We start from the raw sequence: 23908 nt of genomic DNA, 5'->3' as shown, positions 1-23908 counted from the left end.
CATGGCGGGCAACTCCCAGCGACGCGGATCGGTCCGCAAGAGCTCGAAGGGCAACCCCACCGCGGGGTCCGGCGGGCGCGTGCGGCGTGGTCTCGAGGGCAAGGGGCCGACGCCGCGTGCCGAGGACCGCGAATACCACAAGACCCACAAGGCGAAGAAGGCCAAGGAGCGCCTCGCCGCGAAGCGCTCGTCGTCCCCGCGTGCGCAGCGCAAGCGCGGCAGCGGCGACGCGGAGTGGATCGCCGGGCGCAACCCCGTCGTCGACGCGCTCCGCGAGGGCGTGCCGATCAACGCGCTGTACGTCGCGGAGGGCGCCGAGCGCGACGGCCGGCTGCGCGAGGCGTTCGCCGAGGCCGCTGAGCGGACGATCCCGCTGCTCGAGGTGAGCCGCAGCGAGCTCGACCGCCTGACCTCCGGTGCGGTGCACCAGGGCCTGGCGGCGCGGATCCCGCCCTACGAGTACGCCCACCCCGACGACCTCCTCGACCGCGCGGACGAGCTCGGCGAGCCCGCGCTCATCGTCGCCCTCGACTCGGTGACGGACCCGCGCAACCTGGGTGCCGTCGTACGGTCGGCCGCGGCGTTCGGCGCCCACGGCGTCGTCATCCCGGAGCGACGCGCGGCGGGCATGACCGCGTCGGCGTGGAAGACCTCCGCCGGTGCGGCCGCCCGCATCCCGGTGGCGCAGACGGTGAACCTCAACCGGCAGCTGAAGGCCTACGCCGACGCCGGCCTCATGGTCGTCGGTCTCGCGGCCGAGGGCGACGTGGACCTCCCGGCCCTCGACCTCGCCGACGGCCCGCTCGTCGTGGTCGTCGGCTCCGAGGGCGCGGGCCTGTCGCGGCTCGTGCGCGAGCACTGCGACCAGCTCGTCTCGATCCCGATGGCCAACGACGTCGAGTCGCTCAACGCGGGGGTTGCGGCCTCCGTGGCGCTCTACGCCGTCGCGCAGGCGAGGCTCGCCGGCTCGTGACCGAGGCGTCCTCCGCCGCTGCGCCCGCTCTCGCTGAGGGGCGGCTCCGCCGCCGTACGGCGCGGGCCGTCACCGTCCTCGGACTGCTGGCCGCGTGGGTGGTCATCGCCGGCGTCGTCGGGATGATGCTCTTCCTCGGCAGCAGCCGGGAGACGGTGATCGCGGGCCACGACGCGGTGGTGCGGCCGACGCTCTCGCAGTATGCCGTCGTCGAACCGGGCGCGATCCTGCCCGACGTGCGGCTGCCGATCGACAGCCCCGTCGGGGTCGACGTGCGCCTCGGCAAGACGGAGGCGGCGACGACGGAGGAACTGGTGTCGCGGTATGCGTTCATCGCCTCCCAGCCCGATGCCCAGATCGCGAAGGTGACGGACCTCGTCACCGACATGGCGATCTCCGCGGCGTTGCGCGGGGCGGTCGCAGGCGCCGTACCGGTCGCCCTCTGGCTGCTGCTCGGCGCGCGGCGGCGTCGCGAGCTGGTGCGCGGCGCGGTGAGCCGTCGCGGCCTGGCGTCGGGGACGGCGCTGGCGGTCGCCGTGGCTCTCGTGTGGCAGCCGTGGGACGGCGACGACGTGACCACGGGGGAGGCCCAGGACGAGGACGACACCTGGATCACGCTGGCCGACTTCCTCGGCCCCGAGGTCCCGCTCCCCGCGGAGGCAGCGTCGCTGGAGCTGCGCTCCGACGTGACGACGACGCAGTCGCGGCGTCTCATCGAGAGCGCGGTGTCGACCTACGACACGTCGCTGACGTTCTACTCCGCGGCCGTCGACAAGGTGGACGACCTCGAGCTGCGGCAGCCGGAGGACGACGAGACGGTGGTCGTGTTCGTGACCGACCGCCACGACAACATCGGCATGGACCCGGTCGCCCGCGCCATCGGTGACGCGGCCGGCGCGACCGCGGTGTTCGACGGCGGCGACGACACGTCGACCGGGCAGCCGTGGGAGGCGTTCTCGCTCGACTCGGTGCAGCGGGCGTTCTCCGACTACGACCGCTGGTCGGTCATCGGCAACCACGACCACGGCGACTTCGTGGGCGACTACCTGGGTGACCTCGGGTGGGTGCGCCTCGACGGCTCCGTCGTGGACGGCCCGGGTGACTCGACGCTGATGGGCATCGACGACCCACGCTCCTCGGGGCTGGGCAACTGGCGCGACGAGCCGGGCCTGACCTTCGACGAGGTGCGCGACCGGATCACCGAGGATGCCTGCGCGTCGGAGGAGCGGATCAACACGCTGCTCGTGCACGACGCCTCGCTGGGCCGCGACGCCCTGTCGGCCGGCTGTGTCGACCTGGTGATCGGCGGCCACATCCACGTGCGCTCCGGGCCGACGCCGGTCGAGGGCGAGAACGGGGAGATCGGCTACACGTTCACGGCGGGCACGACCGGCGGTGCCGCTTATGCGATCGCCGTCGGCAGCAAGCCACGGCGTCAGGCGGAGACGACGCTCATCACGTACCGCGACGGGCGGCCGGTCGGGATGCAGTGGGTGATCCTGCAGCCCAACGGGCGGTTCGACGTGGGGGAGTACGTGCCGCTGGAGTACGCCGCGGGGGACGTCGAGCAGCCGATCGAGCCGACCGCGCCGACGGGGCCGACGGATGTGGTGCCGTTGGAGGATGGTGACGGCGGGGATGCCGCGACGGGAGACGGGTCGGAGACGCAGGCGCCGTAGGCCGGGGCCAGCGTCGGCGCTAAATTCACTACACTGTGAACCTTGACAAGTTGCTGAAACGAGCCATCGCATACCGGAACCCTGGTGAGCAGGTGGCAAGGCGCGTCCAATGGACCTACGAAGTCAAGAGTCTTGGCTTGGACACTGTTCGGACGGGTGTTCTGATCGCGACGGACAGCCGGATCCTCTGTAACGCGAAGAACCTCGGCGGCTGCGATCTTGAGCCGTTTCCGTTCGGCATTGTCTCTTTGTTCGAGCAGGCCAATGGAATGGTGGGACGCTCCATCTCATTCCTAGCGTCTGGCAACGACGTGACCATGAAGTGGATCAACGACGCGGCAGCGATGCAGCAGGTCGCCGTCGTAGTGCGGGCGCGAAGCAGTCGGGGCCCCGCGCAGCGAAAATCCCGGGGCGTGACGTCGACAATTGGTGGCAACCGTGTTGGCGACTCCTTTTGTGAGCGATCAAGCCTCGATTATCGAAGCCCCTGCACCTCTGGGTGCCTGCACCAGACGGGTGTCCTCAGTCAGAGAGAGGTTCCCCGCCAGGGAGGCTGGGTTGCTCGCATGGTTGAGAGCTGATTCAGCGCGCGAACCCGCACGGCGGTGTCCCTGCGTTTGCGCGGCGCAGCTTGCTGGACATCGGCATAGGGGTCTTGAAGTGTTAGCTTCGCCCAATGAGAAAGCCGAATAGGTTACGGTACACGTCGGAGCACGCCTGCCACTCCCGCAAGTAGCAGTGCCGTTAATATCCATGCCGCCGCCTTCAGTAGCGAAAAGTACAAACTCAGAGGTCCACGAGGCGGAGTCCAAGAGTCGGACACCGATAAGTTGGTAACCGGGAATGCAATACTTGCTGCGTAGGAGGTTGCCGAAAATTGCGAAACTTCCCAATTTTGGTTCCATTGAGATGCTTTCGGTCGCCCCACGGTGGGTTTGATAAACGATTGTTCTCCTGTCGGGCTCGAACTCGAGAGGTCCGCACGAATCCCAATTGTGGCGGCCGTTGTGAAGTTGGGGCCCGACAGCGAGGCCGCCGCGAAGGCGGCAACAAAGACGACAATCAACCAGCCCACAGCCATCCACGGATAATGTCCGCTACCACAAATGGCTCGATATGCAGTTCGCCAAGCTCGCGCGGAGGTGGAAGCTGTCCGCGTCGATCGAACCGAGGAACGGTAACGCAGCCACCTTCCGTCAGCGGGGCGACCGCCGCGTTCGAATGCTCGTGCAACTTCCTCCCAGGCTTGGCCGCCGTCTGAGGACTCAGGTGAACTGGACGACGATAGCCACTGTTCGACGTGTCGAACATTCTGAAAGGGAGGACCGCTGAATGCTCCGATTTTCCAGCCAAAAACGCTCTCCATTGCGATCAAGTCGACTGGCTTCTGATTGTTCCGAATATGGAACCTTGATATTGAAGCACCTTCGAAAGAGGCTTTGAATCTTTTTTTGGTTGAAAGATCAAGCACGCCGGCCACTTCAAGTCGATCTGCGCGGACGAGATCAACTGCGGACTCCGCCAATGTGACTGATCCGTGAATCCGAGCGTCTGACAGGCCTATTGACGGTGCCCCGGAAACGGTTTGTAGGAGTAGGTCGCCGTCTAGAACCATGCCGCGTAGATTGAGCTCAGGTTGGGACGAATCGGTGTGCATATTGAGATGCTCTAGATCCAAGGCGCCCGAGATCCGCGCTCGGGCGAACGACACTGAGACAGTTGCAGAAACCTTTTCCCCGAAAACGCCGCCCGAAACTCTGATCCCCTCAAGCAGCATAGTCGCCTCTTCCGAATCGGATGAGCCTCGCTGAATGAACTTCTGCAGATCGAGTTGACCTTTGAATTCAGAGCCAATGAGTCTAAAACTGTCCTGCGCATAAGTTGATTCGAATGAGGCGATTTCGCGCACCTCCATCGAGTCCCCGAGAAATGCTATTGGTGATCCAAGAAGGTTGGCCGAACGTAACCGCAGTTGACCATGGATTACTGCCCCGGGCATGCGCAGTGCGCCCAACGAGTAAAGCCGGTCTGCGACGAAGTCCGATCCGACTGTGACGCCGTCTGCGACTACCGAGGCCCCCTCCTCGGGTGGCGCCACGAGAACACTGTCGCCGAGAACAAGTTGTCCTGAGATCTTCGCACCGACAATCGAGATTGAGCCCGCGGCTGTTGTATCGGGAGCTAGGAGCGATCCACCGACGCGCATGCCGTCTCCGATAAACGCCGCTGCATATGGGCGGTCGAAGCTCACGCCGCCAAGCATGAGGTCGCCCCCAATCTCACTCCGCCGCATCGACACCGAAGCGTGCATGGACGCCTCGGATAAGAGCGTGTCTCCCTCGACGCGCAGGCCGTCTGCAATTAGTGCGGAGTTTCGAGTTGTGGCAGAAAAGTCAGCATTGAATAGTGAGACCAGTCCGTGAATCGAGGTGCTAATCATGCTCAGTCCGTCGCGGAATTGCGCGGACGCAGCAAACAACGCCCCATCGATCTCCGCGCCACTTAGAGAGACAGGTTCGTGATATACCGTTGGGGAGCGGTGGTCAGAGAGCTTCAGGCGCATGGTTCGCGAATCGGTAAGTTCAACTTTTCCGAGGACGTGCGAGCCGCTGATGCTGAGCGGAATGTTCAACTTGCATGAGCTCAAGGTCAGGTCGCCGATGATCACCAGTCCAACCAGGCTGATGCCCCTGGGGTCGCTCCTCTCCTTGCTCAGGATTGCATCGCGAATTGTTTCTGCGTACACGTAATTGTCCGCATATGCTGCCGCGCTCAAGTCGTCTGGCCGTAGCCAATGGGGTGCCGGTACCCTACGAACTGGGTCGCCCGTTCGGCGGGCTTCCAACAGTTCCGCGAGTTGGATCATTGGAACGACTCCTCATGTCACGAGCGCCTCGGCCTGCTCATCCTCGAGGTCGTCCACCGACGCGCTCGCCATCAAGCACGTCCGGTCCGACAACTGTGCGACAGGTACGTTCTCGCACGTCGAGCGCAACGTCACCGATCTGAGCACCCGCTAACGGCCCGGTTCTCACAGTGCATTACGGACCCTGCAGCGCGCAAGCACCGCTCGCGGACCAAGCGCGCCCACGATTGTCGCCGCCGGCGCGGACCACCGACGTTCGACGGTGCGCCCCCAGTCACCGCCCAGCACACCGACGGCTAGAGGGCGACCAGCTGGGCAATCTAGTCGGTGTGGCCGCGCACGAAGGATGACGTACCGTTCCGGCCTAGACGTGGTGCAGCCCAAGTCCACGACTAGCGGCGCCGGATCGCGGTAGTCGCGTACGTCGCCCAGATTCCGCCATTGCGCTGAAAAGGGGTTTGGCTGTCACGGGAGGTTGGGGGTCACCGGCTCGCCACAGAGCGAGACGCCCCGTGGGATCATCGGAAGCGCTCACCTCGCGCGGGGAGATCCGACCTGTGTTTGCTGAGAAGGTGCCGGTCCGCGGTGCGAGGAACTTGAGGGGGGCCCGCTGCAGTCGTGTGCCAACGACGAGGTCCGGGTCCCCGAGAGCGCTGACGAGGGATCGCAAGCGGTCGCGGGCCGCGTCGAACCGCTCGGGAGCCGCGTCCTACGGGCCGGCGGTCGATGCCGTGAGACCGCGGGCCAGAGCCGCTGCCTGGTCGTCGCTTCGGCCGACTTCGGTGATCAGGTGACGGAGCCGCTCGGGGCTGCCGGGCGCACCAGCGTCCTCGTCCTCGCTGCTCCACCACACGGCCACGGGGTCGTCCGCGACTGCGGTGACGAGGTCGTCGCTCGGAGCGCGGCCGTCGTCGGGCCGCAGCAGAACGGCGACCACCCCGACGAAAGTGAGCACCAGTGCGGCCGCCAGCACCGACCGGCGGAATAGGCGCTTCATCGCCATCCTCCGACGTCGACCTCGGGCGCGGGACACGCACTCCAGCTGTCGACCAGCCCGGGACAGAAGTCCCTCGGCCCCGGGTAGCCGTCCCAATTCCACCACATGGCGAGCGCCGCCCGCTGGTTCCGATCAAGCTTCTCCCAGTCGACCCGCTGGCCGCTCACGACGACGCGCTCCGGTAGCAGCGAGGGCGGCACCGCGTCGTACGCGGCGCGCAGCGCGGACGGAACAACGAGAGTGGCGATCTCCTCCGACAGGCACGCGGTGCTGCCGCGGGCTTCGCCGAGGCAGCGGTCGTAGGTGAAGGAGGCGACGGCGTCAGCGAGCGGCGCGAACCAGGTCAGCCCGACCGTCTCGGCATGACCACCCGCCATCAGATCGGCGCTGGCGAGCGGCACCGTCCACGCGGCCCAGGCGCGGACGAACTCGGCCGCGGCGTCGGGGTCGTCGCCCACGTTCGCCAACGCGTCGAGCAGGACGTCGCTGTCGACGAGCCATTCCTCGGGCGCGCTGACGTCGATGGGATCGGGGCCGACGTACCAGAGCGCGAGCGCGAGTCGACCAGCCTCGGTGGTGTCGTCGGGATTGGCGTTTGGCGGCGCCGGGACGATCATGCCGGTGAGGACCTCGTTCATCGCACCTGTCCACGGCTGGAGGAAGTCGAGCACCGCAGGTTGGAGCCGGACGTCCACGTCCTGGTCGGCGCCACCGATGCCGACGAGCAGGGCACGCGCACGGTCGCGGGCCGCGTCGTACCGGTCCGGTGCTGCGTCCGCGAGCGTCGCCGTCGACTCCGCCAGGCCGCGCGCCAAGGCGGCAGCCTGACCGTCGTTCCAGGCGACCTCGGTGAGCAGGTGGCGGACGCGGTCCGGGCTGCCGGGCGCGCCAGCCCCCTCGATCTCGGTGCTCCACCAGGCGCCGACCGGCTCGTCGGCGACGGCCTCCCTGAGGTCGTCGCTGGGTCCCCGGTCGTCACCCGAGCGCAGCGCTACGAGTGTCACGCCGACGATGACCAGGAGCGCGGCGCCAGCGATCAGAAGCGTGCGTCGGGCGGGCCGTCTCACGAGTCGCCGCCGGTCCGAGAGCCTCGGTCCTCGGCCATCGCCAGCGCGGTTGCGGCCGACGACCACCGCGACGTCCCTGAGAGCGTGTGGGCCGCCCACGCGTTCTGCTGCTCCGGCGTCATCTCTGTCATCCGCACCCGCGCGCCGTCGTCCGTTCGCAGCTCATCGGGCAGCTCTTCCACCGGCACGCTCTCGTAGACGGCGTTGTTGATGACGAGGGTGTTCTGCAGACGGAGGTCGCCGAGGTCGAGCGATGCCTGCCAGGCGCTCTCGCGGGAGGTGTCGACCGGGGGCGGCTCCTCGAACACTTCGCTCACAGACCAGTCGACCCCTGCGTTGACGACATCGCCCAGCACGCCCGACAACGGTCCCGCGAGGCCGTAGCGCTCCGTGGCGGTGTTCACGACCTCGCCCGCGCCGATCGTGAGCGCGTAGCCGGTCCCGTGCTCCAGCGCCTCGAAGAAGCCCCGCTCGTTGGCGTCGGCGTCGGAGGCCTCCTGGTTCGCGGCTGCGGCCGCCGCATACCCGTCCGACAGGTGCCCCCGGACGGTGCCCAGCTCCTCGACGTAGGTCAGGCGCGCGTGCTCGACCCGGTCCTCCCACCCGTCGGCGTCGAGGTGCTCGGCGCCCTGAAGCGTGGTCAGCAGGCCGGTCTCGGCGTACGCACGGGTCTGCTGCGCCAGCATCGCGCCGGCCTCCGGGTGGCCGCCGATCGCGGGGAGCAGGTTGTCGAGGGCTGCCGTCGCGAAGTCCGCATGTCCCCACGGGGGGTCATACCACCCGGGGATCGCGGCGGCGGGAGACGCCTCGGCCAGGGGGTTGTACACCCCGAACACGTCGTTGACGTGCGTCGCCAGCACCGCGGCGTACCCCTCTGCCAACGGCGCCGTCAGCGACCCCACGTGGTCGACGTCGCTGCCCGCGACGCCGACGATCGCCTCCGCGGCGCGGGTGCCGGGGGAGCGGGGGTCGTCGCCAGGGCCGGGCGCGTAGCCGGCGTCCGGCGTCACCGCCGCCGCGAGCGTGTCGCGCAGCGCCTCGTGGCCGACGAGCGAGCCACCGCTCTCGTCGGGCCAGCTGCGGTCCTTGAGGAGATAGGCAAGCTCAGAGCCGTCGTACGTCGCGAAGTCCGTCCCCGCGCCCTCCGGCGGCGCCAGGTCGAGGACGAACGAGGTCGCCGCCTCCGGGGTGTGGGCCACCCCGTCGAGCACGCCGACGAGCGGGTCGGCACCTGTGCCGCGGCCGTCGCCGTAGTCCGTGCGCCACGTGCTGCCGTCCGGCGCCCAGGGGTGCGGCTCGCCGCCGTTCGCCACGAGCACGGCGCGCTCGTGGTCGAGGATCGCGCCCCCGGCCGCGGTGAGCAGGTGGGGCGCGTGGCCCTCCCCGGCGAGCAGCGGGCCGAGCACCTGGAGGCCGTTCACGCCGGCGCTGCCGTCGGGTGCGCCGTACGTCGTCGCCCCGGCGTGCGCGACCAGCCGATCGGCCCAGACGGGGTCGAGCGCGTCACCGCGGGCCAGCAGTTCCCGCATGGCGTTCTGGTGCGCGCCGACCGGGTCGCCTGCGGTGACGTCGCCGAGGCTGGTGCTCCACGGTTGGGCCGTGAGCTGCGCGTCGAGGAAGCCCTCGGGCCCCAGCTGCTCGAGCACGCCGGTGGCGATGCCCGGATCGGCGGCGAAGGCGGCAGTCGCGCCCGCGATCCGCAGCACGCGCTCGCCGTCGGCCTCGGTCACCGGCTCGGCGCCGAGCTGGGCGACCGCCAGGTTCTCGCTCGTCAGGCGGGCGGTGATCGCCTCGCGTTGGGCGGTGGTGAGGAACTCGGCGTACGGCGCGACCGCGCCCGGGTCGTCCAGCGCCAGCTCCAGCAGGTCGGCAGTGCTGAGCGCGCGCAGCTCGGGAGGCAATGCGGCGCGCGGTGCGGACTGGGCGGTCGTGTCGACCTCGCCGTTGGCCACCGACGCGAGCGCGGCGGCCAGGGCGGCGTCGGCGTCCCGCGCCGCGGCGATCGCGTCGGTGATCTGCGTGGTCAGCTCGGTGATCGCCGGACGCTCGAGCGGCGTGAGGAGGTCGCCGTCGCTCGCGGGCGGAGGCGTGCAGGTCACGGCGTCACCGACGATGACGACGCTCCACCCGCGGCCGCGGACGGCGGCGAGGGCGGTGTCGATGTCCCGCAGCGCGCGCTGGATCGTGGTGGCCGCCTCGTCGAGCGCCGCGACCACGACGGTCACCTCGGCGACGTGGTCGAGGTAGTCGGCGTCGAGCACCCGGAACTGCGCCCGCGCAGCCTCCGCTGCCGCGCCCTGCCAGGTCCGCGGCGGCCGCGCCGCCTCGACGTCGCCCTCGAGCGCGGCGAGCTGCGTCCGCGCGGCGGCCAGGGCGTCGGCCGCAGCAGCCAGCACGTCAGGGCGCCAGCCCAGCACGGCGCTCACAGCGGTGTCCGCGCGTCGTAGCGACCGACCTGCACCAGGTCGGTCTCCTGCACCGTCGCCGCGGCCTCCACCAGGCCGGCGCCGTAGGTCGTCATGCCGGTCGCCAGCGCCGTACGCAGTCCCTCCCAGCGCGCCGTCACCGCGGCGACGGCCGCCGGTGTCTGGCCGAGGCCGAGCGCGCTGGCGACCCCCGCGAGTGCGTCGGGCGTGGTGATGGCGGCGAGGCGTTCGCCGGCGGCGGCAGCACACGTGCCGGCCGTGGTGACGGCGTCGACGTCGAGCTCCAGCATGTCGATGTTCCCCCGAGAGTGAGATGAGCGTGGACGTACGGCGTCAGCGCAGGACCGGCGGTCCGCTCGGCTGGTCGTCCAGCCCGTCGCCGTCGCCGGGGTAGTGGACGCGGTCAGCGGCGCGGTCGCGGTCGGTGCGGCGGCCGCGTCGTCCGCCGGCGGCGTTGCTCGCGGAGTGCCCGGCCGCGAGCGGTCCAGCGCCGCGCGTTCCGCCGGTGCCCGCCGGTCGGGCCGTGCTGTTGGCCGCCCGGCTCGCGGTGGACGTTGCCGTCGCCGGGGCGCCGAGGACACCTGGTCGAGAGGTGGGCCGGGCGGTGGTGCGGGTGGTCGATCTCGCCGAGCCGACCGGTCCGGTGGCTCCGCGCGCCGTCAGGCCGCCGAGGGCCCGGCGCGCGGCGACGACGGCACCGGCGCCGAGCGCCGCGGCACCCGCAGCGGCGCCGATGCCCGTCGCGAGCCCGCCGCCGAGGGTGAGACCGGCGCCCGCGGGACCGGAGGTCCCGGCGTCGGCCGATGCCGGGCTGCCCAGGACGAGGCCGTGCGGCGAGCTCGTTGCCGAGTGTCCGGTGTGCGGCTGCGACCCATCGAGATCAGCGCGCGCAGGGACGACGTCACCCGCACCGCCGGCCGTCACCGTGCCGCTTCCGGTGCCGCGGGCGTCGTGCTGCGACGTACCTCCGTCGCCTCCACGGTCCCGCCCCGTCTCCGCGTTGATCGCCGCGAACGCGTCACGTGACGCGGCCAGCTCGGCGGTCAGCGTGGTGAGGATCTGGCCCATCCGGGCCTCGCGCGCGGCGAGCGCCTGCTCGTGGGCCTGGCGCGCCTGGCTGTCGGCGAGCGCCGTCGCGACGCGCTCATCCGGCGGCGTACCGGCGGGGACGGGCGTCGCGCGGGGAGCGGGGGCGGGGGCGGGGTCACCCTCGGACTGGTACGCCGCCCGGGCCGCGAACAGCGCCCACCCCGCGGTCGCCTCGGCGCCCGCGCCTGTGGTGAGCGCCTCGACGCGCGCCGTGAGGTCGGCGGCGGCGCGCTCGATGGAGGCGAGCATCGCACTGGCGGGGGTGGCGCCGAGGACGGTGCCGTCGCGCACGTCGCTGACCACGGGGCCGAGCTCGGTGCGGGTGTCGGCGACCTCCTGCCCGACCCCCGACCAGTGGGTGTCGCCCACGGCGGCGAGGCTGCCGAGGACGGCGAAGGGTCCCGCGCCGATCGCCGCCGTCGGGTCGGTGTCGTCCGCGCCCTGCAGCGCTTCGAGCAGGGCGCGCTCGTTCGGGCCCATCAGAAAGCCTCGCGGGCGCACCGCCCGACGCGGTCGGCCACGGTGCTCAGGGTGATCAGCACCTCGTGGAGCAGGTCGCTGGCGTGCTCGTCGGACGTGCGTACGTCGTCGGCCGCCGCGTCGAAGGCGCCCAGGACCTCGTCGAGGTACTGCACCACCGACCGCAGCTCCAGCTCTTGCGTGCGCAGGGCGCCCGCTCGTTGCGCCGCTGCCTCGATGCCGACGGCGGAGCCGCCGAAGCTGCGGGACGGTACGGCGGCGATGCCGTCGGCGCACTGCGCCAGCCTCTCGGTGAGCCGTCCGATGGCGGCGCGGACGAGCGCCACGCGCTCGTCGTCGAGAACTACGTCTGCCATGAGTCTCCCCCTGAAACCCGAGGCTCCCCCCGGTGAGAGCCCTGCGGTCGTCCTCCCCACCAGACGACCGGGCAAACATATGTGTGGTAACAATTTTCTGGCAACACTCGTCAGGGAGGTGGAGCGGATGCGCGGTCGATCGCGCGAGGCGCGGGTGGCCGGGTGGGCCGGGCTCGTGCTCCTGCTGGCGGCGAGCGGGTGCAGCGGTGCGTCGCCGGACGAGTCCCGCTCCGGGCCACCGGACGCGTCGTCGGAGGCATCGACGACGCCGACCGAGCTCCCGACCATCGACCCGACCTCCGTCGAGATGGGGCCCGCCTGTCGCCAGGAAGCGGTCGTGGCAGGGGCCCAGCCCTATCCGGGCGATGTCGAGCAGATGCAGGCCCTCATGGCGATCGAGGACCTGGAGGTGCCCGACCAGGCGCCGGAGCTGCGCGGCTTCTACACGCCGATCGGCCTCGACCGCCCGTGGGCGCTCCCGTCCGACGTGAACGAGTGGGACGACCTCAACGCGCTCATCTGCGTCGACGTGGTGCCGGGGTCGGAGTACGTGCGGCTCGAGTGCACCGACCAGATCGAGGGGCGCACCACCACGTGGGAGGTGTGGGGCTCACAGCTGCAGATCCGCGTCATCGACCCCACGACCGTCGAGCTCGTCGCCGAGGACGAGCCGTTCGACTCCGACACCCTGCTGCCCCACCTGCCGTGCGGCGACCCGCCGTTCGACATCGAGCCGGGCGGCCACGGCTACATGGCCGACCTGCCGCCCGGCTTCGTCATCACGCGCGAGCGGGTCGACGCGTTCATCCGCACGCTCTGACGCGGTGGGTGGGATCCGTTGCTCCATGAGCAACCGATCCCACCCGCGGCGCCGTCACTCCCGCGGTACGACGACGCGTCGCGCCCCGAGGAGCACGACGAGGGCCAGCGCGCTCAGCGCGACGGCCACCCCCAGCGGCCCCCGCGCGCCTGCGCCAGCGATCGCGACCGCACCCAGTGCCGGACCCACGGTGGCGCCCAGGTTGAGCGCGGCCGTCGCGTAGGAGCCGCCCATCGTGGGCGCGTCCGTCGCGGCGTGCAGCGCCCGCGCGATGAGCACGCTGCCGACGAGGAACGCCGCCGCACCTTGCGCGAGGACCAGCCCGAGCAGGGCGACGGGGTGTGCCGCGAGCAGGGCCAGCAGCGCCCAGCCGAGCACCGCGAGCGGCGTCGCCGCGAGCAACGTGGTCCGGGCGTGCTGGTCGGCGAGCCGCCCGGCGGCGGTGACCCCGAGGAACGATCCGACCCCGAACAGCACGAGGGCCACCGACACCCACGCCTCACCGAGGTCGGCCGTCTCCGTCACGACGGGCGCGAGGAAGGTGAACGCCGCGAAGGTGCCGCCGTTGGCCAGCGCGGCGAGCAGCAGCACGACCAGCAACCGAGGTGCGCGCAGCGCAGCGAGCTCGCGGCCCAGGGGAGTGTGGCGCTCGTCGGGATCGACCACACGACCGACCCGCACGCCGAGCACGATCCCGAGCGCCGCCGGCACGCAGAGCAGCGCGACCGCCCAGAACGTGGAGCGCCAGCCCAGCGCCGTACCGAGGAGGGAACCGGCGGGTACGCCGACGACCATCGCGATCGTCGTACCGGACAGCAGCACGGCCACCGCGCGCCCCGTGCGGTCGGGCGGGACGATGCGCGTCGCGGTGGCGAGCGCGACGGCGAGGAAGCCGGCGTTGGCGACGGCCGCGACCACGCGGGTCGCGAGCAGCACGGCGAAGTCCGGGGTGGTCGCGGCGACCACGTGGCAGAGCGCGAAGACGACGACGCAGCCGAGCAGGGTGGCGCGCGGCGGCCACCGGCGGGCGAAGGCGGCCATGGCGGGGGCCCCGACGACCATGCCGACGGCGAACGCCGAGGTCAGCAGGCCGGCAGCGCCGACGGAGACGCCGAGGTCCACAGCGATCGGCGGCACGAGGCCGGCGAGCATGAACTCCGACGTACCCATGGCGAAGACCGCCAGGGCGAGCAGGTAGAGGGCAAGGGGAAGTCTGGGCAGGGCAGGCACGGGTGGGCTCCGAGGGACGAGGTCGACAGGGACGTCTCGTCACGGCGCCAGCGCCGGTCAGGGGACCGGGATCAGGGGTGCTGGGGGCTGACGGCGTGACCGGCAACCCCCTGCTTGTTTGCCTCGGGGCTCGACATGACCCCCACCTTAGCGACGTGTCAGGTGGTCAGTAGTAGTCCCGCACGTGCACCTGCCGCCCCCCGAACCACGCGTCGAGCAGCCCGTCGTGCTCCCGCGGCCCGTCCAGCACCCCCAGCATCCGCAGGTTCGCGCACGACTGCGCCCCGGCCTGCAGCAGCGACAACCCGTTGACGGTCAGCCGCGGCGCCTCGGCCCCGGACACGCGCCGTACCGACGCGACGCCGTCCACCACCCCCAGCTCCCAGGTCCCCTCGACCAGCCCCAGCACGTCCCCGGCCACCTCGAACACGGCCGTCCCGTCCACGGGATAGGTCCGCGGCAGCAGCGCCCCGGGCACGTCGAGCACCCGCACCATGTAGGGGTGGGACTTCACGCGCTGCCACGCCAGTGACGGCAGCACGAGGCGCGCCGCGTCCGGGTCCGACGTCTCGAGCTGCACCGACCCGTTGACCGACGAGAACGACGCGACCACCTTCCACAGCGCGCGGGCGGCGTCGCCCGTGAGCGCGACCAGGTCGTCGACCTGGAGGGACTTGTCCGCGCCGTACCCGGCCTCCCGCTCCCACGCGACGTACCCGACCGCCCGCCACCCACCGTCCGGCGACCGCTCCTCGGCGAGCGTCACGCCCTCGGCGGGGCCGCGCTCCTTCGGCTTCGCGAAGAGCGGGCCGCGGCGGGTGAGGGGCCCGTTCTGCTCGCGGGCCCAGAGGTCGTACGTCGCGGCGATCGCCGGCTCGTCGGCGGGGGTCGCGCGGCGCACCCGCACGGACGGCGCCGGCCGCACCCCGGCCAGGTCGGCCAGCGGGACCTGCACGGTGTCGAGCGCGGTCGCGACCTCGTAGCCGAACTTCCGGTAGATGCCGGGGGCCGTCGGGAACAGCCCCGACATGGCGTCGCCCCGGTCGGCGGCCTCCCGCAGCGACGAGGCGAACAGCTCGGTGAGCAGCCCGGCGCCGCGGTGCTCGGCCGCCACGACCACGCCGCCGAAGCCGCAGGTCGGGATCGCGGCGCCGCCCCACCACGAGGTGTAGGCGTGGGTGCGCACGCGGGCGACCATGCGCGGGTCCCCGGCGTCGTCGGCGGCATCCTCGAACGTCGCCCACATCGAGACCCCGTCGGGCCACGACCCCGGCTCCGGCATCGGCGGCCGGGGGAGGTGCGCCGGGTAGGGCCCGAACGCCTCGACCCCCAGCGCGAGCGACTGGTCGAGCACCTCCTGGGTGTCGTCGGGACCGAGCCGGCGGGTGTGGAGGGCCATGGGAGGAACCTACGGGCGGGACGCGTCCTCGATCGACTCGGTTTCGGTGGCGACGTCGGGCGTGACGGCCTCCTCCTCGAGGCGCGTGAGCACGTGATCGACGTAGTCCCGCGCCGCCAGGAAGATGTCGACCTCGTGGCCGGCCTGCTCGGAGAGGTACCACCGGTGCTCCAGCACCTCGTGGAACACCTCCGCCGGCTCGCGCTTGCCGCGGCTGTCCGGCGGGATCATCGCCGACAACGGCTCGTAGACCTCCGTCAGCCACCGGTGCGCCACCAGCGAGCGGTCCGCGCCGCCGAGGCCGTGGTGGGCCGTGAAGGCCGCGATGTCGTTGAGCAGGCGCCGGGCCTGCGCGTCCTCGACGTTGAGACCCGTGAGGGCGCGCAGCTCGCGGCAGTGGTGCCCGGCCTCGACGACCCGGGGCTGGATCTGCACCCGGTCGCCGTCGTAGTCCGTCACGATGTCGAGCTCCTCGACGTCGAAGCCGAGCTCGTTGAGCCGGTCGATGCGACGCTCGATCCGCCACATCTCGTCGGTCGAGAACTCCTCGGTGCTGGTGAGCTCGGCCCACAGCGCCTCGTAGCGCTCCTGCACCATCCGCACGACCCCGCGGATGTCGACGTCGGCGGCGAGCGACCCGGCGGCCTGCAGGTCGAGCAGCTCGGCGAAGACGTTCTGGCACCCCACCTCGACGTCGTACGCCCGCAGGTTGTCCGACAGGGGATTGCGCCACTCGCCGGTCTCGGCGTCGACGAGGTACGCCGCGAACCCGCCCGCGGCGCGCCGGAAGAGCACGTTGGAGAGCGACACGTCGCCCCAGTAGAAGTCCGCGAGGTGCAGCCGGGCCAGCAGCACGACGAGCGCGTCGACGAGCGAGGGCACGTAGTCCGTCCCGGAGCCGCGCGCGAAGAGGCTGCGGTAGGGGAGCGAGAAGCGAAGGTGCTCCGTCAGCAGGGCAGCGGGGAGCTCCTCGCCGTCCGGCGTGGTGCGGCCGGTCACCACTCCCTGCGGTACGACGGCGGGGAGCCCCGCGCGCTGCAGGTCGCGCAGCGTGCGGTGCTCCCGGAACGCCATCTGCTCGACGGTCTCCTTGACCGCGACGATCGGCCCCGGCCCGCGCGTGCTGGGCAGCTGGACGATGCGCACCACGTGGCGCGACAGGCCGCGGGGGAGCGGGACCACGTGCTCGGTCCACTCCTCGAGCGGGGTCGCCCAAGGCAGGGCGAGGAGCGCCGGGTCGGGCCGGCTCGCGACGATGCGAAGTGCCATGGGTTCCTCCGCGCCCGACCCTAGAACATCGCGGGCCGTTCAGCCCTCTACGATGCCCGTGCCGCTCGCTCGCCGACGCGGCATGCCGCCTTGGCGCAACTGGTAGCGCAGCGCCCTTGTAATGCGAAGGTTGCGGGTTCGAGTCCCGCAGGCGGCCCTCCTCCTCGTCCTGCCGGCCCTCGGTCGGGCCTCCGCGTCAGCGGATCTCGCCTTGGACGTCGCCGTGGGGCACCGCCGGGATCGTGCCGAGCCGGCCCTTGTTGAAGTCCTCGAACGCCTGCAGCACCTCGGCGCGGGTGTTCATGACGAACGGGCCCATCCAGGCGATCGGCTCGCGGATCGGCTGGCCGCCGAGCACCACGACCTCGAGCGCCTCGTGGCGCGACTCCTGCGCGCGGTCGGCGCCGACGGTGACCGTCTCGCCGTGACCGAGCACGGCGAGCTGACCGGTGCCGATCGGACGGCGCTCACCGCCGACGTACCCGTTGCCCGACATCACGTAGACCAGCGCGTTGAAGTCCGTGCGCCACGGGAGCACGACCTCGGCGCCCGGCGTGACGGTCGCGTGCACCATCGCCATCGGGGTGTGGGTGCTGCCCGGACCGTGGATGCCGTCGACCTCGCCGGCGATGACGCGGATGAGCGCGCCCGCGTCGGGGGAGGTGCCGAGGCCGACCTCGCTGGAGCGGAGGTCCTGGTAGTGCGGCGGCAGCCACTTCGACGCCTTCGGCAGGTTCACCCACAGCTGCAGGCCGTGGAAGAGGCCGCCCTTGCTGACGAGCCACTCCGGCGGGGCCTCGATGTGGAGCAGGCCGGAGCCGGCCGTCATCCACTGCGTGTCGCCGTCGGTGATGGACCCGCCACCGCCGTGGCTGTCCTGGTGGTCCATGACCCCGTCGATCATGTAGGTCACGGTCTCGAAGCCGCGGTGCGGGTGCCATGGGGTGCCCTTGGGCTCGCCCGGCGCGTACTCCACCTCGCCCATCTGGTCGAGGTGGATGAACGGGTCGAGCAGGCGGGCGTCCACGCCGGCGAAGGCGCGGCGCACGGGAAAGCCCTCGCCCTCGTAGCCCTGCGGGGCGGTGGTCACGCTGACGACCGCACGGTCCTCGGCGCCGGGGAGCGCCGCGACGGTACGGGGGAGGACGGTCCAGTCGGGCACGTTCACAGCAGGCATCGGGGTCTCCTCGGCTCGGGTGATCTAGTTGAACATTGAACTAGATGGGGGCGCAAGATGTTCCCGGTTCGATCTGTGGCCGCAGGGGGTCGTTTCCCGGGCGGTGGGGCCACGACCACGGGACGGTACGGCGTGCGTGGCGCCGCTCCCGGCGTCGTACGCCTGTCGGGGCGGCGCCGGCACCGGGCTGAGGAAAACGCGGACGCAGAGAAAGAAAGTGCGCGGGGCCGGAGGCCGGGGCAAGGAAAACGCGGACCCGTGGGCCCGACACGCCGATCGGGAGGGGGCTCGGGTCCGCGTTTTCTTTCGACCGGATCTGGGCCGGTCGGGCGCGGTCCGCGTTTTCTTTCCGGGGCCGGGGCCGGGGCCGGGGCAGGGGCCGGGGCCGGGCCGGGCCGGGGCTGCGACCTCAGCGCAGCTGGCGCGCCTGGAACCGCTCGGGCGGGTTGGCGATGGAGGCCTGGGCGCCGATGAGCTGGATCTCGCGCGTCCCGGCCGCGATCGTCGCCTCCAGCACGCTGAAGACGCTCGACGTGGTGCGCTCGAGGGCCAGCTGGGGCGAGCGCGTCGTCAGCAGGTGCGCGAGGTAGAGCGCCGAGGTGAGGTCGCCGCAACCGTTGGGGGCGATGGGGAGCTGGGGGGTGCGCACGGCCCAGGCGCCGTCGTCGGAGACGGCGAGCACCTCGAGCGTGCCCGCGGGGGTCTCGTCGGTGATGACGCTGGTGACCAGCACGTCGCGGGGGCCGCGGTCGCGGACGGCGTCGACGGCGTCGAGCACGTCGGCCTCGGTGCGTGTGGTGCGGTCGCTGAGGAAGTCGAGCTCGAAGTGGTTGGGCGTGAGGATGTCGGCGTGGGGCACGACGTGGTCGCGCATGTACTCCGGGATCCCCGGCCGCACGAACATCCCGCGGCCGACGTCGCCCATCACGGGGTCGCAGCAGTAGACCGCGGCCGGGTTGAGCTCCTTGACGCGGGCGACCGCGTCGAGGATGACGGCGCCGACGTCCTCCGCGCCCTGGTAGCCCGAGAGCACCGCGTCCGCCGTCGCGAGCACGCTCACCGGCTTGCCGTCGGTGCCCGTGACCTCCCGCTCGCCGATGCCGGTGATGACGTCCGCGACGTCGCTCGGGGCGAGCAGGGGGCCGCGCCACGCGCCGTACCCCGTGTGGTTGGAGAAGTGCACCGTCACCACCGGCCACACCTCGTGACCCAGGCGCTGGAGCGGGAAGGTGGCGGCGGAGTTGCCGACGTGGCCGTAGGCGACCGACGACTGGATCGACAGGATCTTCACGGCCGAGCATCCTGCCACGACGACCCGCCGACCCGCCGCCCGCGGACGGGTGAGGGCGTCAGGCCATCTGCAGCGAGCGCTTGGAGAGGCCCATCCAGTAGCCGTCGATGCGCTGGTCACCCGGCTCGTCGGCCTTCAGGGCAGCGCCGAGGGTGATGAAGAGCGGCGTGTAGTGCTCGACGCTCGGGTGGGCGTAGGGCATGCCGGGGGCCTTGGAGCGGTACGCCGCGAGCTCGTCCACGTCGCCACGGGAGAGCGCGTCGGCGGCCCAGAGGTCGAAGTCGACCGACCAGCCCGGCGCCTTCGCGTCGATGCTGAAGTCGCGGAGGAACGGCAGGCCGTGGGTGAGGAAGCCGGAGCCGATGACGAGCACGCCCTCGTCGCGCAGCGGGCGGAGGCGCTCGCCGAGGGCGAGGAGACGGTAGGGGTCGTCGGTGGGGAGCGACATCTGCAGGACCGGGATGTCGGCCTCGGGATACATGATCTTCAGCGGCACCCACGCGCCGTGGTCGAGGCCGCGGGAGGTGTGCTGGTGGACCGGCTCGCCGTCCGGCATCATCGCGGCCACCCGGGCGGCCAGCGCGGACGCGTCGGGGGTGGCGTACTGCATCTGGTAGTAGTGCGGCGCGAACCCGCCGAAGTCGTAGACGAGCGGGACGCCCGGGCCCGAGGCCGAGAGGCTGATCGGCGCCGACTCCCAGTGCGCGGACACGATGAGCACGGCCTTCGGGCGCGGCATGGTCGCGGCCCAGGCGGCGAGCTGTCCGGACCACACCGGGTCGTCGAGGAGCGGCGGGGCTCCGTGCCCGATGTAGAGGGCCGGCATGCGGTCGGACTGCGTGCTCATGGTGGTTCTCCTTGTCGTCGGTGCGATGCTAGGACAACAAGGTTGAAGTTTCAAGCATTTCGGTTCGATCGCACCCGCTCGGTGCGCCTCGACCATGGCCTAGGGTGCGGACCGTGGCGGACGCACCCTGGCTCGACGACGACGAGATGGACGCGTGGCTCGCCCTCGTGGGGGTGCTGCTGCGCCTCGGTCCGGCCCTCGACTCGCAGGCCCAGCGCGACTCGGGCATGACCCACTTCGACTACCAGGTGCTGGCGATGCTCTCCGAGGCCCCCGAGCGCACGTTGGCGATGAGCGAGCTCGCCCACCGGGTGAACGCCTCCCTCTCGCGTCTCTCGCACGTCGCGAAGAAGCTGGAGCTGCGCGGCTGGATCGTGCGCCGGCCCTCGCCGACCAGCCGCCGGGTCACGGAGTGCACGCTGACCCCGGCGGGGTACGACGTGCTCGTCGACGCCGCGCCCGGCCACGTGCGCGCCGTGCGCCAGCTCGTCTTCGACGGGCTCGACCGTGACCAGGTGCGGCAGCTCACCGCGATCGCGTCGACGATGCGCAGCAACCTCGACGAGTCCGACCTGCGCACGCTCGACGGCTGACGTCGGGCCGGCCCGGTTCCTGAAATGGGACGTTGGGGCAGTCCCGGTCGCGGCGGTTTCAACCTGTTAGCGCAACACCGGTTGGTCCTGTCGGGTTGGACAGTAGTTCGTCGAGGGCTTCGGCTGGGCTCTTCCAGTCAAGGGTGGCGCGTGGCCGGTTGTTGAGCTTGCGGGCGACGTGGTCGAGGTAGTCGGCCTGATAGACCGATAGGTCGGAGCCCTTGGGGAAGTACTGACGCAGCAGCCCGTTGGTGTTCTCGTTGGTGCCGCGTTGCCAGGGCGAGTGGGGGTCGCAGAAGTAGATCTCCAGATCCGTTGCGGCAGCGATCCGGACGTGGTTGCTCATCTCTCGGCCCTGGTCCCAGGTCAGGGTCTTGCGCAACACCTCGGGCAGCTGGCTCATCGTGGTGACCATGGCGCGCTCGACGGCGTCGGCGCCGTAGCCCTCGGGCAGGTGCAGCAACATCACGAAACGCGTGGCCCGCTCGACCAGGGTGCCGATCGCGCTGCGTGAGGCGGTGCCGCCCATGATCAGGTCGCCTTCCCAATGCCCGGGCACAGCTCGGTCGGCCACCTCGGCGGGGCGTTCGCTGATGTTGACCATGCCCGGCATCCGACCGCGTCGCTCACCGTCTCGGCGCCGCGGTCTGCGCAACGCTCGTCCCGTCCGTAGCCGGGTATGCAGGTCGCGACGCAACGCGCCGCGGCCTTGCACATACAGCGACTGGTAGATCGTCTCGTGAGACACCCACATCTCCGGATCGTCGGGGAAGTCACGGCGCAGCCGCCAGGCGATCTGAGCGGGACTGTGCTCATCGCTCAGCCGATTCTGCACCTCCTGCCGCAGCCGCTGGTTCAGCACCAGCTTCGCGGGCCGGGCCCGGCAACGAGCCCGACGCTCTGCCCGTAGCTGCGCGCTGTGGGGCGAGTAGTTCCACGGCACCCGCCGCTTCGGGCCACGGCTACCCGGGGAGCCGTACCGCTGGTGGAACAGGTTCTTGTCGATCTCACGCTTCACCGTCGAGGGCGCCCGACCGAGCGCCGCCGCGATCATCCGGATCGACTCACCTCGCTCCATGCCGGCATGGATCCGTTCACGCTCGAGGATTGAGAGCCGTCGATACCCGGCTGCGGTCGGTGCAGCAACTGGCTTCACCCCGCCAGCCTGAGCGAACCAGCGATGCCCAGCCCGGCTCGACACACCCGCAGACCTCGCGGCCGCATCGATCGACATCCCCTCCCCGACCGCAGCCCAGAACACCAGCCGCACCGACCTCAAGATCGCCACCACACACCCCATCCACACAGGGCGTTGCACTAACCCCTTGAAACCGCCCGCCTCTGACCTGCCCCAGGCGCACATTTCCGGGGCCAGATGGAGTCCCGGCCCGCCGCGCCCGCGACCCTCAGCCCGGCAACGCCCAGTCGACGGGCTCGCCGCCCTGCTCCTCGAGCAGCGCGTTGACCTTCGAGAACGGCCGCGACCCGAAGAACCCCCGGCTGGCCGAGAGCGGCGACGGGTGCACCGACGCGACGGAGGGCACGTCGCCGAGGTGCGGGGCGAGGCCCTGCGCGTCGCGGCCCCAGAGGAGGGCGACGCGGGGTCCACCGCGTCGTACCCACGCCGTGATCGCCGTCGCCGTCACGTGCTCCCAGCCCTGGCCGCGGTGCGACCCGGAGGCGCCGGGGCGCACCGTGAGGCACCGGTTGAGCAGCATGACGCCCTGGTCGGCCCAGGCCGTGAGGTCGCCGTGCGCCGGCGGCGTGACGCCGAGGTCGTCGTGGAGCTCGCGGTAGATGTTGGCGAGGCTGCGGGGGATCGGACGCACGTCGCGGGCGACGGCGAAGCTGAGGCCGATGGGGTGGCCGGGCGTGGGGTAGGGGTCCTGGCCCACGACGAGCACCCGCACGTCGGCCAGCGGCCGGGCGAACGCACGGAAGACGTGCTCGCCCGCGGGCAGGTACGGCCGCCCGGCCGCGATCTCCGCCCGGAGGAACTGCCCCAGGGCGGCCACCCGTTCGTCGATCGTCGGGTCGACCTCGCGCATCGCCTCGGCCCAGTCCGCGGCGACGAGACCCTTCTCCACCAGTCCGTGCAGGCTCACGCCCCGATCATGCCCCGATGAGACCGACCAGCGTCGCGGGGTCCGCGCCCCCGGCGAGGGGCTGGGAGGCCAGCACCTCGCGGGCGGCGTCGCGACGCTCCTCGACGGCCCACAGCAGCACGCCGACGACGGCGCGTCCGGCCTCGTCGAGGTAGTAGGCCACCGCCCGCTTGTCGTCGAGGTGGTCCTCGATGATCGGCAGCGACGCGTCGAGCGTGCCGACGGCCTCGAAGCGGGTGCCGAAGACGGCGGAGTAGAAGTACGGGGTGTGGTCGTAGGTCTCGTCGCTGCCCGCGAGGATCCGCCCGGCCACCGTGCCCATCGTGGTGGCGTTGTCGACGTGCTCGACGCGGGTGCGGCCGAGGATGCGGTCGGTGTAGGTCGCGACGTCACCGGCCGCGTGCACGTCGGGCACGTTGGTGGCCAGGTGGCGGTCGACCTCGATGCTCCCGTCGTCGGCGAGCGCGATGCCGGCGTCGCCGGCCAGCTCGCCCGCGGGCTCGATGCCGAGACCCACCACGACGACGTCCGCCGTGAGGGTGGACCCGTCGTCGAGGACGAGCTCGGCGCCCGTCGCGTCGGCGGTGCCCGAGCTGACCTTCGTGCCGGGACGGAGCGTGACGCCGGCGTCGACGAAGAGCGTCTCGTAGCGGTGCGCCAGCGTCGGCGGCAGCATCGAGCCGCCCAGCACGTCGTCGGGGTGGACGAGCGTCACCGTGCAGCCGTTCTGCACGAGCGCCGCGGCGATCTCGGAGCCGATGTAGCCACCGCCCACCACCGCGACGTGCGGGTGGTCCTCCGACAGTCGACGCAGGTGGTGGTAGTCGGTCAGCGTGCGGAAGTAGAGCACCCGCTCGCCCGGGTCGAGCCCGTCGATCCGCCGCGGCCGCCCGCCGGTGGCGAGCAGCAGCTTGCCGTAGCCGTAGACCTCGCCCGTGCGCGTGCGCACCTCCCGCGCCTCGGGGTCGATCGCGACGACCGCGTCGTCGAGGCGCAGGGTCGCGCCCGTCTGCTCCTCGGTCTCCAGGGCCGCGTCGTCGAACGTGAAGTCCGGGTCCGTCCACAGCTTCTTCGACAGCGCCGGGCGCGGGAAGGGCGCCGTCGGCTCCTCCCCGAGGATCGCGATCGAGGCATCCGTGTCACGCTCCCGGATGCCCTTCGCTGCGGCGTCGGCGGCCATCCCGCCGCCGACGATGACGTGGTCGAAGACCCGAGGTGCGCTCATGCCCCTCACGGTGACAGGG

The 23908-nt window shown here is 71.4% G+C and carries 20 protein-coding genes and 1 tRNA gene; 5 read left to right on the top strand and 16 right to left on the bottom strand.

What is annotated here, in order from left to right; all coding sequences use genetic code 11:
* Position 1 precedes the first annotated feature (1 nt).
* Positions 2-973 (top strand): 23S rRNA (guanosine(2251)-2'-O)-methyltransferase RlmB, encoded by a 972-nt coding sequence (rlmB, locus tag PIR53_10230; GenBank protein WZH54347.1) that lies wholly within the window; start codon positions 2-4, stop codon positions 971-973.
* Entirely contained in the window at positions 970-2652 is a 1683-nt protein-coding gene (locus tag PIR53_10225) for a metallophosphoesterase (protein ID WZH54346.1), read from the top strand. Before rlmB ends, PIR53_10225 begins: the two co-directional genes overlap by 4 nt.
* A 694-nt stretch (positions 2653-3346) precedes the next feature.
* On the opposite strand, the gene PIR53_10220 is transcribed toward PIR53_10225, so the two are convergent.
* The 7 genes from PIR53_10220 to PIR53_10190 form a co-directional block, all read right to left on the bottom strand.
* A complete protein-coding gene (locus tag PIR53_10220) occupies positions 3347-5428 on the bottom strand; it encodes a hypothetical protein (GenBank protein WZH54345.1) in 2082 nt (693 codons plus the stop codon).
* Between the two features lie 799 nt (positions 5429-6227).
* Positions 6228-6515, bottom strand: a complete 288-nt coding sequence (locus PIR53_10215; protein ID WZH54344.1) for a hypothetical protein — start codon at positions 6513-6515, stop codon at positions 6228-6230.
* On the bottom strand, positions 6512-7648 hold the full coding sequence (locus tag PIR53_10210; GenBank protein ID WZH54343.1) for a hypothetical protein: 1137 nt from the start codon (positions 7646-7648) through the stop codon (positions 6512-6514). The genes PIR53_10215 and PIR53_10210 overlap by 4 nt, the downstream gene beginning before the upstream one ends.
* Complete coding sequence (locus PIR53_10205; GenBank protein WZH54342.1) at positions 7579-10008, bottom strand: hypothetical protein; 2430 nt, start codon at positions 10006-10008, stop codon at positions 7579-7581. The genes PIR53_10210 and PIR53_10205 overlap by 70 nt, the downstream gene beginning before the upstream one ends.
* Positions 10005-10298 carry a hypothetical protein gene (locus PIR53_10200; GenBank protein ID WZH54341.1) on the bottom strand — a complete coding sequence of 98 codons (294 nt, stop codon included), beginning with the start codon at positions 10296-10298 and terminating at the stop codon, positions 10005-10007. The genes PIR53_10205 and PIR53_10200 overlap by 4 nt, the downstream gene beginning before the upstream one ends.
* Before the next feature lie 43 nt (positions 10299-10341).
* Positions 10342-11577, bottom strand: a complete 1236-nt coding sequence (locus tag PIR53_10195) for a hypothetical protein (protein ID WZH54340.1) — start codon at positions 11575-11577, stop codon at positions 10342-10344.
* Entirely contained in the window at positions 11577-11933 is a 357-nt protein-coding gene (locus PIR53_10190; GenBank protein ID WZH54339.1) for a hypothetical protein, read from the bottom strand. The genes PIR53_10195 and PIR53_10190 overlap by 1 nt, the downstream gene beginning before the upstream one ends.
* Positions 11934-12060: 127 nt before the next feature.
* Between PIR53_10190 and PIR53_10185 the strand changes: the two genes are divergently transcribed.
* Positions 12061-12753 (top strand): hypothetical protein, encoded by a 693-nt coding sequence (locus PIR53_10185; protein ID WZH54338.1) that lies wholly within the window; start codon positions 12061-12063, stop codon positions 12751-12753.
* Positions 12754-12807: 54 nt separating this feature from the next.
* Here PIR53_10185 and PIR53_10180 read toward each other — a convergent pair whose 3' ends face one another.
* The 3 genes from PIR53_10180 to PIR53_10170 form a co-directional block, all read right to left on the bottom strand.
* The gene (locus PIR53_10180) at positions 12808-13983 is read right to left on the bottom strand and encodes an MFS transporter (GenBank protein ID WZH54337.1); all 1176 of its coding nucleotides are present in this window, start codon (positions 13981-13983) and stop codon (positions 12808-12810) included.
* Between the two features lie 166 nt (positions 13984-14149).
* Positions 14150-15382: a GNAT family N-acetyltransferase gene (locus PIR53_10175; GenBank protein WZH54336.1), complete on the bottom strand. Its 1233-nt coding sequence runs from the start codon at positions 15380-15382 to the stop codon at positions 14150-14152.
* Between the two features lie 9 nt (positions 15383-15391).
* Positions 15392-16651 (bottom strand): DUF4032 domain-containing protein, encoded by a 1260-nt coding sequence (locus PIR53_10170; protein ID WZH54335.1) that lies wholly within the window; start codon positions 16649-16651, stop codon positions 15392-15394.
* 84 nt (positions 16652-16735) lie between these two features.
* On the opposite strand from PIR53_10170, the gene PIR53_10165 reads away from it, so the two are divergent.
* Positions 16736-16808: transfer RNA gene (locus tag PIR53_10165), tRNA-Thr, on the top strand.
* Between the two features lie 39 nt (positions 16809-16847).
* Here PIR53_10165 and PIR53_10160 read toward each other — a convergent pair.
* The 3 genes from PIR53_10160 to PIR53_10150 all read right to left on the bottom strand — a co-directional run bounded on the left by PIR53_10160 (position 16848) and on the right by PIR53_10150 (position 19966).
* Positions 16848-17828, bottom strand: a complete 981-nt coding sequence (locus PIR53_10160) for a pirin family protein (GenBank protein ID WZH54334.1) — start codon at positions 17826-17828, stop codon at positions 16848-16850.
* A gap of 409 nt (positions 17829-18237) precedes the next feature.
* Positions 18238-19119: a pyridoxal kinase PdxY gene (pdxY, locus tag PIR53_10155; GenBank protein ID WZH54333.1), complete on the bottom strand. Its 882-nt coding sequence runs from the start codon at positions 19117-19119 to the stop codon at positions 18238-18240.
* A gap of 58 nt (positions 19120-19177) precedes the next feature.
* Positions 19178-19966, bottom strand: coding sequence for a class III extradiol ring-cleavage dioxygenase (locus tag PIR53_10150; protein WZH54332.1), 789 nt, complete (start codon positions 19964-19966; stop codon positions 19178-19180).
* 113 nt (positions 19967-20079) lie between these two features.
* On the opposite strand from PIR53_10150, the gene PIR53_10145 reads away from it, so the two are divergent.
* The gene (locus PIR53_10145) at positions 20080-20559 is read left to right on the top strand and encodes a MarR family transcriptional regulator (GenBank protein WZH54331.1); all 480 of its coding nucleotides are present in this window, start codon (positions 20080-20082) and stop codon (positions 20557-20559) included.
* A gap of 58 nt (positions 20560-20617) precedes the next feature.
* Here the strand turns inward: PIR53_10145 and PIR53_10140 are convergent, their stop codons facing one another.
* From PIR53_10140 to PIR53_10130, 3 genes are all read right to left on the bottom strand, one after another.
* Positions 20618-21859 (bottom strand): IS30 family transposase, encoded by a 1242-nt coding sequence (locus PIR53_10140; GenBank protein WZH54437.1) that lies wholly within the window; start codon positions 21857-21859, stop codon positions 20618-20620.
* A gap of 106 nt (positions 21860-21965) precedes the next feature.
* Positions 21966-22664: a uracil-DNA glycosylase gene (locus tag PIR53_10135; protein WZH54330.1), complete on the bottom strand. Its 699-nt coding sequence runs from the start codon at positions 22662-22664 to the stop codon at positions 21966-21968.
* 7 nt (positions 22665-22671) lie between these two features.
* Positions 22672-23889 (bottom strand): FAD/NAD(P)-binding oxidoreductase, encoded by a 1218-nt coding sequence (locus tag PIR53_10130; GenBank protein WZH54329.1) that lies wholly within the window; start codon positions 23887-23889, stop codon positions 22672-22674.
* Positions 23890-23908: the final 19 nt, after the last annotated feature.

The sequence above is a fragment of the Nocardioides alkalitolerans genome (assembly GCA_038184435.1).
Lineage (GTDB): Bacteria > Actinomycetota > Actinomycetes > Propionibacteriales > Nocardioidaceae > Nocardioides > Nocardioides alkalitolerans_A.
The sequence above is the reverse complement of the archived record's forward strand: the minus strand, read 5'-3'. Positions and strand labels throughout refer to the sequence as shown.